Source organism: Candidatus Pyrohabitans sp. (genome assembly GCF_054014795.1).
Genome location: NZ_JBPMGE010000011.1, coordinates 1 through 11,978 on the forward strand (window position 1 = coordinate 1; position 11,978 = coordinate 11,978).

15 protein-coding genes and 1 pseudogene are annotated in these 11,978 nt (G+C 53.6%); 6 read left to right on the forward strand and 10 right to left on the reverse strand.

What is annotated here, in order from left to right:
- Both ACXJJW_RS00980 and cooS read right to left on the reverse strand, forming a co-directional pair.
- Positions 1 to 956, reverse strand: a 956-nt coding sequence (locus tag ACXJJW_RS00980; protein WP_456473849.1) for an amidohydrolase family protein, incomplete at its 3' end; no start/stop codon positions are given.
- A gap of 56 nt (positions 957 to 1,012) precedes the next feature.
- Positions 1,013 to 2,887, reverse strand: coding sequence for an anaerobic carbon-monoxide dehydrogenase catalytic subunit (gene cooS / locus ACXJJW_RS00985; protein WP_456473850.1), 1,875 nt, complete (start codon positions 2,885 to 2,887; stop codon positions 1,013 to 1,015).
- 164 nt (positions 2,888 to 3,051) lie between these two features.
- On the opposite strand from cooS, the gene ACXJJW_RS00990 reads away from it, so the two are divergent.
- Positions 3,052 to 3,390 (forward strand): hypothetical protein, encoded by a 339-nt coding sequence (locus tag ACXJJW_RS00990; protein ID WP_456473851.1) that lies wholly within the window; start codon positions 3,052 to 3,054, stop codon positions 3,388 to 3,390.
- Here ACXJJW_RS00990 and ACXJJW_RS00995 read toward each other — a convergent pair.
- A complete protein-coding gene (locus tag ACXJJW_RS00995) occupies positions 3,374 to 3,931 on the reverse strand; it encodes an XTP/dITP diphosphatase (RefSeq protein ID WP_456473852.1) in 558 nt (185 codons plus the stop codon). The genes ACXJJW_RS00990 and ACXJJW_RS00995 overlap by 17 nt on opposite strands.
- Positions 3,915 to 5,491: pseudogene (locus ACXJJW_RS01000) on the reverse strand (bifunctional N(6)-L-threonylcarbamoyladenine synthase/serine/threonine protein kinase). The gene ACXJJW_RS00995 and the pseudogene ACXJJW_RS01000 overlap by 17 nt, the downstream one beginning before the upstream one ends.
- A 71-nt stretch (positions 5,492 to 5,562) precedes the next feature.
- On the opposite strand from ACXJJW_RS01000, the gene ACXJJW_RS01005 reads away from it, so the two are divergent.
- Complete coding sequence (locus ACXJJW_RS01005) at positions 5,563 to 6,036, forward strand: bifunctional nuclease family protein (RefSeq protein ID WP_456473853.1); 474 nt, start codon at positions 5,563 to 5,565, stop codon at positions 6,034 to 6,036.
- 45 nt (positions 6,037 to 6,081) lie between these two features.
- Here ACXJJW_RS01005 and ACXJJW_RS01010 read toward each other — a convergent pair whose 3' ends face one another.
- From ACXJJW_RS01010 to ACXJJW_RS01020, 3 genes are all read right to left on the reverse strand, one after another.
- Positions 6,082 to 6,462 (reverse strand): type II toxin-antitoxin system VapC family toxin, encoded by a 381-nt coding sequence (locus ACXJJW_RS01010; RefSeq protein WP_456473854.1) that lies wholly within the window; start codon positions 6,460 to 6,462, stop codon positions 6,082 to 6,084.
- 1 nt (position 6,463) lies between these two features.
- Positions 6,464 to 6,661 (reverse strand): hypothetical protein, encoded by a 198-nt coding sequence (locus ACXJJW_RS01015; RefSeq protein ID WP_456473855.1) that lies wholly within the window; start codon positions 6,659 to 6,661, stop codon positions 6,464 to 6,466.
- 143 nt (positions 6,662 to 6,804) lie between these two features.
- Positions 6,805 to 7,086, reverse strand: coding sequence for a hypothetical protein (locus ACXJJW_RS01020; RefSeq protein ID WP_456473856.1), 282 nt, complete (start codon positions 7,084 to 7,086; stop codon positions 6,805 to 6,807).
- A 72-nt stretch (positions 7,087 to 7,158) separates the two neighbouring features.
- On the opposite strand from ACXJJW_RS01020, the gene aroA reads away from it, so the two are divergent.
- The 3 genes from aroA to ACXJJW_RS01035 all read left to right on the forward strand — a co-directional run bounded on the left by aroA (position 7,159) and on the right by ACXJJW_RS01035 (position 8,965).
- Complete coding sequence (aroA, locus tag ACXJJW_RS01025; protein ID WP_456473857.1) at positions 7,159 to 8,454, forward strand: 3-phosphoshikimate 1-carboxyvinyltransferase; 1,296 nt, start codon at positions 7,159 to 7,161, stop codon at positions 8,452 to 8,454.
- 72 nt (positions 8,455 to 8,526) lie between these two features.
- A complete protein-coding gene (locus ACXJJW_RS01030; protein WP_456473858.1) occupies positions 8,527 to 8,691 on the forward strand; it encodes a zinc finger domain-containing protein in 165 nt (54 codons plus the stop codon).
- Positions 8,692 to 8,701: 10 nt separating this feature from the next.
- The gene (locus ACXJJW_RS01035; protein ID WP_456473859.1) at positions 8,702 to 8,965 is read left to right on the forward strand and encodes an elongation factor 1-beta; all 264 of its coding nucleotides are present in this window, start codon (positions 8,702 to 8,704) and stop codon (positions 8,963 to 8,965) included.
- Here the strand turns inward: ACXJJW_RS01035 and ACXJJW_RS01040 are convergent.
- Entirely contained in the window at positions 8,960 to 9,688 is a 729-nt protein-coding gene (locus ACXJJW_RS01040) for a hypothetical protein (RefSeq protein WP_456473860.1), read from the reverse strand. The two genes, ACXJJW_RS01035 and ACXJJW_RS01040, sit on opposite strands and share 6 nt — an antisense overlap.
- 124 nt (positions 9,689 to 9,812) lie before the next feature.
- On the opposite strand from ACXJJW_RS01040, the gene ACXJJW_RS01045 reads away from it, so the two are divergent.
- On the forward strand, positions 9,813 to 10,712 hold the full coding sequence (locus tag ACXJJW_RS01045) for a protoglobin domain-containing protein (protein WP_456473861.1): 900 nt from the start codon (positions 9,813 to 9,815) through the stop codon (positions 10,710 to 10,712).
- A 1-nt stretch (position 10,713) separates the two neighbouring features.
- Here ACXJJW_RS01045 and argF read toward each other — a convergent pair whose 3' ends face one another.
- On the reverse strand, positions 10,714 to 11,622 hold the full coding sequence (gene argF / locus ACXJJW_RS01050; RefSeq protein WP_456473862.1) for an ornithine carbamoyltransferase: 909 nt from the start codon (positions 11,620 to 11,622) through the stop codon (positions 10,714 to 10,716).
- On the reverse strand, positions 11,622 to 11,978 hold a 357-nt coding region (locus ACXJJW_RS01055; protein ID WP_456473863.1), incomplete at its 5' end, for a phosphoribosylglycinamide synthetase C domain-containing protein. The genes argF and ACXJJW_RS01055, both read right to left, overlap by 1 nt.

The window sequence follows — 11,978 nt, forward strand, 5'->3', positions numbered from 1 at the left end:
CGAGCTGCCACCAGGGTGCCGTCGATGTAGCACTCGATGCAGGAGAAGCTGCGCAGGTCTTCCACCACCACGATGTCGGCGGGGTCGCCCTCGTGCAGCATCCCGACGTCTAAGCGATAGTGTCTCGCTGGGTTGAGCGAGGCCATCCTCACCGCCTCGAGCTCGTCTATCCCCTCCTCCACAGCCCGCCTGAGCAGGTAGTTCACATGCCCGCGCAGCAGGTCGCCCGCGTGCAAATCGTCGCTCACCAGAAAAGCCTCCCCTCTAAAGCGCGCCAGTGCTTTTAGGTTTCTCGCACTGCTCCCCTCGCGGAGCATTATCTTCATCCCGAGCCTGGACTTCTCCTCTGCTTCCTCTAGGGAGGTGCACTCGTGCTCTGTGCTTATACCGGCCTCGACATAGCTGCGCAGAGCCTCACCTCTCAGCCCTGGGCAGTGGCCGTCTATGGGCTTGCCAAGCCTCTTCGCTGCGCGAATCTTCGCCATTACCCCGGGGTCTCGTGCGACTACACCCGGGTAGTTCATCACCTCACCCAGGGCGACAACCTCATCGCGGGAAAGCAGCGACGCCACTTCAGCGGCGCCAAGCTCTGCGCCCGAGGTCTCAAAGGGTGTTGCAGGGACGCAGGAAGGGGCAGTGAAGTAAAACTTCAGGGGCACTCTCTGGCTGTCGCGTATCATGTACTCCACGCCGGCCACGCCCAGTACGTTGGCTATCTCGTGCGGGTCTGCGACCACGGCGACGGTACCCTGAGCCGCCGCAACCTCTGCGAAGCGACTGGGGGTCAGCATGCTGCTCTCTATGTGGATGTGCGCATCTACCAGCCCGGGAAGGAGGTAGCGGGAGAAGTCGCCGCCAACCTCGCGTATCTCTCTAATCACTCCCTCTTCAAAAACAACCTCCCCGGCATATACTTCGCCCCTCTCCACGTCCACGATGTTGCCTCTGAGAATCATCAACAATACTTCAAAAGCTATGGAGTAAAAGAAAATATAAAAGGGGCATGTAGCCCCTAGATGCCCAGCTCCTTCCTGCGCTTCATGATGTGCTTCTCTATCCAGTCCACAGCTTCGAGGGGGTCGCACTCAGGCGCAAGCTTGCCGCCGGTGATGTTCTCCACGTCCTCGGTAAGAAGCTTCACCAGCTCCGGGGCGCCGGTTACGGGCGGCAGGGGAGCGACGTGGGTGTAAACCCCGAGGGCAACCGCAAAGACGGCGTCGATTGTGGCCTTCTGTTCCATGTACTCCGGCGCTGTTGCTGCGATTGGAAGCTGAGCGGTGTCCACGCCGAGGGCATTGGCAATGGCCGTGACAAGCTGTGCCAGTCTGCCGGTATCTGTGCACGTACCGAAGCTCAGCACAGGCGGGATGTTCAGCGCCTTGAGCACCTTTCTGAGCCTCTCTCCGGCGAGCTCCTGGGCCTCTAAACTGGTCAAACCGGCGACCTGAAGGCCGGCGTTGCCGCAGCCCATGCCCAGCACCAGGATATCCCTCTTTATCAGCTCCTTTGCCACTGTAACAGTGTTCTCATCGTGGGGACCGTTCCTCAGCGTTGTGCAGCTAACCAGGGCGACAACACCCTTAATATCTCCGCCTTTTATGGCCTCCAGCAGCGGGTCAAGGCTTCCACCCAGCGCATCGAGGATGCTCTCTATGGAGAAGCCAACCACAACCTCCTGCTTGCGCTTTGGCACATTAGCGGGCTTGCCCTTTCTCTTCTTGAAGTTTTCAATGGCTATGCTGACAATCTCCTCAGCCTGCTCCCTTACCAGTTCGGGTTTGTAGTCTATGCTGCTGTCGACGCCCCTCATTCTCACCAGCTTGGACACCGGCACCAGGGTGACGCCGTACCTCTCTGCGTACTCCGCAATGTTCGGCAGAGAGCAGTTCATGTCCATGGCGAAGACGTCTATTGCGCCGGTGGCAAGCACATACTCCTGGGTTATCCAGTTGCCGGTGAGGCCGACAAAGACGTCGTCGACGCTGTAGCGCTGCAGGAGCTCCTGTCCAGTCTCAATGGAGCCCACTATCTTCAAGCCCTTTGCTCCGGCCTCTCTCGCCCTTGCCTGAACCTCCTCGCTCCTGGCAAGCTCAATCAGGGCCGCGCCCACAAAGGGTTCGTGTCCATTTACAGCGATGTTAACATACTCTGGCGAGATAATGCCCAGGTCGACGTAGCCCTTATGGGGCTTTGGTACACCGAAGAGCGCATCCTGGATAACCTCAAGGCTGAGCTGCGCCCCAAAGGCTGTGGCGATGCTCATCTTCATAGCCTTAAGAGCCAGGGATGTGTAGCTGCTGTCCACATTTGTCATCGACGAAGCAGCATTCACCATTATCTCGTGGAGCACACCACCCGGGAAGATTCCCAGCTCCTTCCAGAGCTTCTTCCTCTGCTCGGGGGCGAATATCTCAACAAGCCTGCTGGGCTCGTCTGCATCCCTGTTTAAGTCTGCGATAACAAAGTCAGCCACATCCCTGGCTATGTCACTTATATCCCTGCCCTCAGTCTCTATGCCAAGAGCCTGAGCAAAGGCTATAAGCTTATCCGGGGCACTTATCTTGAAGGGCGTCTTGCCCTCTGCGGTTGCTTTCAGAGTTTTTGTCGCTTCAACCGCATGGTAGGCATACGCTGCTGAGCCCATTATGTTCCTGTGGAGCATGTTGCGCATGGCGATGCCGTTCGCATCTATACCGCAGGCACCGTAGGGCGCCTTCTCGGTGATTCTGCACGGCCCCATGCTGCAGAGCTGGCAGCTCAGCCCCTGGAGGCAGAAGGTGCACTTATTCCTCTGGGCATCGTAGCGGTCGGCGATGCTGGCGATGCCATCCTCCCGGACCTTCCTGTACATTGTATTTATTGTTTCATGTATACTGGGGTTTTCCATTTAAACACCTCTCAGAAACATCATTATTTATAATGATAGTTATCCTTTTCTGCGAAAATGTTCGAGGGGTAGAGAACAGTGGTACTCCTTCGGTACTTTTTAATAACACCCCGGACAATAGTAATGTTCAGAGACGGGGACAACTGCAGGCTGTGAGGGGAAGCATGCTCGGGAAATCATACGTACTCCTTGGCATAGGTGTTGTAGCGTTATTCGTGGGTGTTGTGTATACAATAGCACTTTCCACGGGAAAGCTGGTGGACACGCAGACTGAGCTTCTCAGTGCGCGAATTCAGGGCGAGATTGGCGAGGAGCAGTATGCGCAGCGCTCCCAGGAGGCGGAGCAGGGCTACAGGCAGGAGGTTGCAGAGGCGCTTGAAAGGCTTGCGGGCAGGTTGGGGGAGGTTGCCCAGAATGTACCTGAGGGCAATGCAACCAGAAACATAACAATGCTTGCCCAGAACCTGAGTGCTGCAATCGAGAGCTTCAGAGGCGGGGAATAGCCCTGAGGTAGGCTGCCAGCTTCTCCAGAGCGCGCTTTCGATGCGACACCTTCGCCTTGAGCCATGCATCCTCAGCAAAGGTTTTGTCGTAGCCTTTGGGGATGAAGATAGGGTCGTAACCGAAGCCCTCGCTACCCCTCGCCTCGGAGGCTATCCTTCCGCACACCTCGCCGGTGAAGAGCCTCACCTCGCCCCGTATCTTGAGCCCGACAACACTCCTGAAGCAGGCTTCCCGATTTTTCTCATCCCCGAGCAGCCTAAGTATGCCGGTGTTGCCTATCGTCCTGAAGACATAGGCAGAGTATACACCCGGGAAGTCGTTTAGTGCAGAGATGAAAAGCCCTGCATCCTCTATGAAGAAGTTGTCGCCCTCTATCTCAGTGAGTGCCTCCTCCACCACCTCCTCCAGGGTCTCTGCCTGAACCTCGCGGTAGCTCTCCCGCCTCCACCTGAGCCTCGCCACGCCTCTGAGAATCTCCTGCGCCTCGCTGAACTTGTGCTCATTGGTGGTGAGAAAGGCGAGCTCAACGGGCAGAGACATACCTTCCTCTCCTCTCTATGCGCTTCATCCTGTCTATGACCTCCTCACCCTGAGGGTATTCGCTCCTGTAGCCAGAGAAGAAGGCATTGAGAATCTCCTCCTCTCGCTTAAAATGCGTGGAGCGCACAGATTTCCTGAAAACGAGAAGATCCGTACCCTTTGCCTCGAGGCTGTTGCTCACCTCCCCCAGGCCGAAGTCTATGAAGAAAACCCTGCCCCGCGACAGCAGCATGTTGGAGGTGGTCAGGTCGCCGTGGATGATGTTGGCGCGGTGCAGTCTCGCAGCCAGAGTGCCCACCTCATAAAAGAGTCTCCCAAGCTTCTCTTCGCTCAGCGCGTCCACAAGGTACTTGAGCTTCTCCCCTTCAATGTAGCTCATTGTGAGGCTCTTGCTCCTGTTGTCCACATCCAGCACCACGGGCGTGGGCACGCCTGCCCGCCTCGCCAGGGAGAGCAGCTTCGCCTCGCGCCTTGTTCGCGTGCTGCGCAGCACCTCATCTATCTCCTCAATGCGGTACTCCTTCTTTATCCTCTCTTTTACAATCCTGCCGTCCACGAGGTAGAGGTTTGCCTCCGCACCCTTGGCTATTATCTCCATAGCACATCCACCTCATCGGTGCGCCACCGCTGTATTACGTGCGTCTCCTCCAGGCTCTGGCGTGCTCCGCTTGCATAGCTCAGCAGCCCGAGCCAGGCTATCATGGCGCCGTTATCGCCCAGCACATCTCTCGGAGGGGCATGGAAAGCTGAGCCGTGCTCTGCGCACATTCTGCGCAGCATCTCCTGGAGGCGTTTATTTACCGCCACGCCACCGGCGATGAGCACCTCCTCTTTCTCTGTGTGGGCGAGGGCGCGCTCAGTCACTTCCACCAGCATGGCAAAGGCAGTCTCCTGCAGTGAGAAGCAAAGGTCCTCTACGCTGGCCTCCCTGGCCTTCTTTATCGCCGCCGTAAGCAGCCCCGAGTAGGACAGGTCCATGCCTTTGACCACGTAGGGCAGGGGGGCATAGCTCCCCTTACGCGCCAGCCTCTCCACCACCGGTCCGCCGGGTGCACCAAGCTTAAGCGCCCGCGCAAACTGGTCGATGCAGTTTCCCAGGGCTATGTCAAGGGTTTCGCCGAATATGCGGTAGCGTCCGCCAACATAGGCTGTTACCTGGGTGTTGCCACCAGAGGCATAGACGGTTAGTGGATCCTCCGCGCCTGTGGTGAGACGCCCTATCTCTATGTGGGCGACGCAGTGATTGACCCCCAGGATGGGAAGCCGATGCTTCAGCGCCAGGGTGCGCGCGGCAACGGCGGCAACGCGCAGACAGGGTCCAAGGCCGGGTCCTCGCGAAAAGGCGATGAGGTCAACCTCGCCCATGCTAACCTTTGCCCTCTCCAGCGCTCTCTCCAGCAGGGGTTTAATATTCTGCGCATGGTGCTGCGCAGCCTCCCGCGGATGGATGCCCTCACTCAGGGGCATGTGCTTTGCCACGTTTGCGAGAATCTCGCCCTCGCTGGTGACAATACCTGCACCCAGCTTCTCTGCCGTGCCCTCAATGCCCAGGCATATCACTCAGTTCAGCCTCCGATTTTATGCAAAATGTTAATAAGCGTTAACCTTGTAAAGTTAACTAGGGGACTTTTATGGAAAAAATTGAAGAAAAGATTGAGGGTTTCCAGCACGTTCGTGTTGTGGGAGTGTTTATGTCCCCGGTACCTGAGGGCGTTACACCGGTGGTCTTTCTTGAGAACGATAGCGAGGAGGTTCTCCCCATATACATCGGCGCTGCCGAGGCCTTCTCCATCCAGACGGCACTGGAAAAGGTGCCCTACCCGCGCCCGCTTACCCACGACCTGCTTGTAAACATCCTTGAGGGGCTGAACTCCAGGGTTGAGCGCGTGCTTATCGATGACCTCAGCGATGGCGTGTTCTTTGCCAGGCTTATTGTCAGGTCAAATGGCAATGAGTTTGAGTTCGACGCCCGTCCCAGCGACAGCATAGCTCTGGCTGTACGCACAGGTGCGCCGGTTTACGTCTCCGACAAGGTGATGGAAACAGCGTCGGTCTCAAAAGATGAGTACAAGATAAACTTCGAGGGTGAGGAGGAAGAGGGGTAGCTATCTTACCGAAAAGCTTGTTCAGCCTTTTCTGGCGCTAATTCTTTACTTATTTTCTTCAAACAATTTCATATTTTCTATATACCTAAAATCTCTCATATTATATGTATATAGTGGGATTTCATAATATAACGCAGTAGCTCCTATTAATGCATCAGGAATCGTTAAACCATGACCTTTGGAATATTTTTCTATAAGTTCTATGGCGATTTCTGATATGTTCTCTGTTATATTTAGAATTTCCAAAGAACTTACAGCTTTCTTTATTTTTCTCAATTCTATTTTATTCAAAGCTCCAAAATATAATTCCATAACAGTTATGGAACTTAAAGAGATATTTTCAAAGCCAATATAATTCAAAACTTCTTTAGTTTTAGAGTTCCCTTTCAAAAACTCTATCATGATATCTGTATCACACAAAATCATTCTACATTCTCCACGCTTTTTCTCTTAGATTCTTTTTGGATATCTCTCTATCCTTCCAAATGCCAAATATTTCTTCTAAATTTCCTTTTATTTTTCTTATATCCCTTTCCTTTTCTATATCTACAAAAGGCAATTCTTTTAAAAATTCTATCAAAACCTTTGCTTTAGTTTCGTCTTTGACATTTATAGAAATTCTCACTCTCAGACCTCCTTATTTTTCTACTTAAGTTTTTAACTTACTAGATATTTTATCTTTATCGTTGTGTAAAAATTTCAACTAATGTTTTGTGGATATGTGATGTTGCCGAAGACAAATTTGCGCGAAGCAGAGCAACCAAAATGCTACTCCAGGCAGGAGTCCAGCTCTTTCTTCAATTTCTCTATGTGCTCCGGCAGGGAGCTGAGAAAACTCTCCGCCTCGGCGGTGCTCACCGCTCCCTGGGGAGATGGTCTTATTATACCCTTCTGCTCCAGGACGCGCAGCGAGTAGCGCACCTTGTGCTGGGGTATACCGCTCAGCTCGGAGAGCTTTATAATGCCCACGGGCTCGTGCTGCTTCACCATGCGAAGCACACGGACGTGTCTGCGCAGAAGTTCAATCTCACTTCTGAGGTTTTCGAGCATCTTCCAACCCCTAAATTTTAATACCGGAAAGATATTATCCTTTGAGGGTATATAATCATAGCGGTGCTGTTCATGAGAGCGATAATTGAGGGTGTGCAGGAAGTTTACGGGAGTGTTGTTGCCCCGCCTTCGAAGAGCTACACCCACCGCGCCTTTGTCGTCTCTGGCTTGGCGGGGGGTAGCTCCAGGATAACCAATTATCTTGTGTCTGAGGATACCCTTGCAACTATCGCGGGGATGAGAAGTTTCGGGGTGGACATAGCTGAGGAGGGTGAGGGAGTGGCCCTCGTGAGGGGAAGCGGAGGGAGGCTGGCTACCCCCGCAGGGGAGGTTGACTGCAAGAATTCAGGCACCACGCTGCGACTGCTGACAGGCGTGGCCGCCCTGGATGGCGAGGTTATTCTTACAGGCGACGCCTCTCTGCAGCGGCGCCCTGTGCAGCCCCTGCTGGATGCCCTCGCAATGCTCGGCGTCTCCGGGGAGAGTATACCCGGCAATGGATGCCCGCCTGTGAAGATTGAAGGCGGCTCTCTGCGCGGAGGGGTTGCAAAGATTCGCGGCGACGTCAGCTCTCAGTTCATCTCCGCCCTGCTTCTGGTTGCACCCTACGCAGAGAGCGACGTGGAGATTGTGCTCACCTCGCCCCTCAAGTCAAAGCCCTACGTGGACATAACCATAGAGATTATACGCACCTTTGGCGCAGAGGTGGAGAACCGTGACTATGATAGCTTCTGCGTTACTGCCGGGCGGATTTACCGGGGAAGAAGCTACAGCATAGAGGGCGATTACTCCTCTGCCTCCTACTTCCTGGCGCTCGCAGCCCTTGCCGGAGGCGAGGTCAGGGTGGAGAATCTCAACCCCCGCTCAAAGCAGGGCGACAGGGCGATACTTGAGATTCTCCGCAGGATGGGCGCTAGCGTAAAAACAGGTAAGGACTGGGTCAGTGTGCGGGGAGAGGGGGAGCTCAAGGGTATTGAAGTTGACCTTGGCGACACTCCCGACCTCCTCCCGACGGTGGCTGCGCTTGCGGTTAAGGCGAGGGGAAAGACGGTGATAAAGAATGTGGAGCACGCCCGCTACAAGGAGAGCGACCGCATCGCCACCTGCTCTCAGGAGTTTGTGAAGTTCGGGGCGAAGATAAAAGAGCGCAGAGATGGGATGGAGATAGAAGGCGCATCTCCGCTGCGCGGCGCTAAGGTAAGCAGCCACGGCGACCACCGCCTGGCGATGGCGCTGAGCATAGCCGCGCTTTCCGCTATAGGAAAAAGTGTTGTGCAGGGTGTAGAGTGTGCCTCCATATCCTTCCCCGGGTTTTTTGATGAGCTTGCAAAGGTTGTGCCCCGGGGCAGCGTTGAGGTTAAAGCCTAGCGTAGTAATATTTTCCCTTGTTATCTCGCATGAAAAGGAAGGCTTTTACATCTCATTAACTAACGGAGGTATATGATGGAAGAATTGACCTGCATATCCTGCGGAGCTTACGTTAAAGTGGGCGAAGGTAGTGTTAAGTTTCCATGTCCTGAGTGCGATTCTCTGATTGTAAGGTGTGAACGCTGCCGCAAGCTGGGCCGCAGGTATCGCTGCGAGTGTGGCTTTGAGGGCCCATGAGGTGAAGATTATGGCTGAGGTTCTGGTTACTGCAAAGATAATGCCGAAGACAGTAGAGATTAATACTGACGAGCTTCTGGAGAAGGTGAAGGGCATAAAGGTGGCGAAATTTAATTCCGCTGAGAAGGAGCCAATCGCCTTTGGCCTGGTTGCTGTAATTGCGAAGTTCGTTGTCGCGGACGCAGAGGGCGCAACCGACAAAATTGAGAAGGAGCTGCGCTCCATTCCAGAGGTTGGCGAGGTAGAGATTACAGAGGTGCACCGCCTGTTATAGGGCGGTGGAGTAGCGCAGGTAGACCTCTTTAAGCTCCTTTGAAAGCTCACTCTTGGACAGGACGTGAAAGATTATTTTTGGATGTACGACTTTGCTGCCATCTTCCCCTTTTCTGGTTATGGTAAAGGGACTGTCCAGGAAGGTCAGGTGGAATTCCTTTGCTTCTTCGGTCTCGCTGGCGTCAATCATCTTAAACCCAAAATTCTCCTTTATAGGGACAAACGCCGGATAGGAGACCTTTTCTCTGCCCCTGCATGCCTGTATCTTGGGCCATACAAAGGTGTCAAAGAATTCCTTCTGCTCGGGGCTGAGTATAAGCTCCACCCTCTTTGTGGCTCTGCTCTCTATCGCAGGCTTGAGCATAAGGTCAAAAACCTCCTGGGAGCGCATAACTGTCATGGGGGTATTGAACCACACGAAGGTGCCTCTATTCCTCCTCGCCAGTGCTTCACCGTGCTTGAAGTGGTCTCCTGTTATCACCTTAACTTCCGGCTCTATGCCCGTGAGCCTCCTCTCCATACTGAGAAGTGCTGCATTTGCTTCATCGAATTTCATGTCGTGCCCGATGTCGTGCAGAGCGTGCAGTGCCAGGAGCAGGAGTATCAGTGAGATAATGTACCCCTCTGGAATAAGTTTGAGCACGTGGGCAACTATACCTATTAAGCTCGCCGCAACAACTGCGAGCAGGTCCCACTCTCCAGAGCTGAGAATTCTCAACTTCATACAAAGATTGGTTAAACTCGATGCTTAAATAGGTATCGCAGCCATGAGAATTGGCCTCTTCTTCTCCATTTGGTGCGAAGCTTTTGTAACAAGGTTTATCTACAATTATGTCTAAATTAGCTGTATGGAAACAATTGAGGAGCATAAGGTTTATTACAACTGGGGGGCGGAAGACGAGGAAAATCTCAGGAAATTGGGGGATTTTGGAAAAAAGTACAGTGCGGAGTTTGTTCAGGAGCTTCATTATTACCTTGCCACATTCAAGGACGTGGAGAAGTATATTCCAGATGAAAAGGCGCTGGAAAGACACGGGGAGAAGTTGAAATACTGGTTTGAGATTCTTTTTTCCGGGGAATACGACGCAAAATATATTAAATCCATCTACAGGATTGGGGAGGTGCATCTCAAGATAGGGCTTCCTCCTCACTACATGACGGCCACAATGAATTTTATAAGACGGTTTATCCTGGAAAAGCTCACACTCGAGCTTGGCAGTTCTGAAAACAGGGATAGAGTTATGAGTTCTGTTGAGAAGCTCCTGGATTTGAACCTGGATGTAATGATAAGTTCTTACAGAGAAGAGGAGCTGAAGCTGTACCTGGCGCTGGGAAAATATCAGAGAATTCTCATAGAGGGTATAAGGCGCATATCCTATGGGTTTGACATCTTCATAGTGGTTGCCCTTTTGATTTCAGGACTATTCCTGGTATCCTGGATAGTGTATGAGATGTTCATGATTATTAACGGGGAGATGGCGCTGGAGAAAGGCGTGCTTAGCCTTATGGGCACTGTGCTGATTCTCTACGCCGTATCCGAACTTCTGGATGGGGAAATAAAGCGCCTGAAGGGAGGCCTACTCAGCTTAAAGGTGTTTGTGAGTGTAGCTCTTGCGGCGGTGATACGCAAGGTTCTCATCCTTTCCCTCTCCCCTGAGAAGATTATTGAAATTCTGGCGATATCGGGCTTACTTCTAAGCCTGGCTGTGGTCTACTGGGCAATCTACAAGGTAGAGGCGAGGGTTTAGTTCATCCAATAAGCTTGACCAGAATCGCCTTCTGCACATGCAGGCGGTTTTCGGCCTGCTCCCACACTATTGAAGCCTCGCTGTCTATTACCTCATCGGTTATCTCACAGCCCCGCTTCGCCGGCAGGCAGTGCATCACCTTTGCACGGGGTGCATGTTTGAGCAGCTCAGAATTGACCTGATAATTGCGGAAGGCGCGCATGCGCTGCTCCGCCTCGCTCTCCTGTCCCATGCTAACCCATACATCGGTGTATATAAAATCGGCACCCTGCACAGCCTTTGCGGGGTCGCCGAGTATCTCAATTTTAGCTCCGCTCTCCTTTGCCAGAGAAATTGCCTGCTGAACTATGCCCTCGTGGGGCTCATAACCCCGCGGGGTGGCGCAGGCGAAGTTCACGCCGAGCAGAGCTGAGCCGAGTAATAGAGAGTGGCATACGTTGTTTCCGTCGCCAACGTAGGCGAGTTTAATCCCGCGAAGGGAGCCCTTAATCTCCTTCATAGTGAAAAAGTCGCTCGCCGCCTGGCAGGGGTGCTCCAGGTCGGTTAGTCCATTAATCACCGGCACGCTCGCATGTCCTGCAAGTTCAACCACATCGCCATGGCGGTAGGCACGTATCATTATCGCATCCACATAGCGGCTGAGGGTTCGCGCAGTATCTGCGATGGTTTCTCCTCTTCCGAGTTGCATGTCCTTGGGGCTCAGGTACAGCGCATGCCCGCCCAGCTGGGCCATTGCCACCTCAAAGCTTACCCTTGTTCTCGTGGAAGCCTTCTCAAATATCATCGCCAGGGTTCTGCCCCTGAGCAGCTCCTCAAACTCCCCCTGCCTTGCCTTCTCCTTCAGCTGGGCAGCGCTCTCAAACACCTCATGTATTGTATCCCTGAGGTCGAGAATGGAAAGAAGGTGCATCACTCACCCCTCAGTGCTCTAAGGCGGGCAAGCTTGGCTTCGATGAGCTCCCGCTTGCCTATGTCGCTCCTGTGGTATATGTGCTCCCCTTTAATATGCCCTATGGCGCGCTCCGCTATCGCCTCTGCTTCCTCGATGCTCTTCGCCACGCCAACCACGGCGACGCTCCTCGAGGTGGTGGTGTAGACCTCTCCATTCTCCTCATTGACCGCCGCATAGTAGAGCGTCGCACCCTCTCGCTTTATTGCCTCTTCGTCTATGCTTATCCTGGCGGGGGGTGCGGGGTCAATGCCGTAGCCTTTGGGCACGACGTACTTGCACACCGACGCAAGCTCAGCGAAGCTCACATGCTTCGC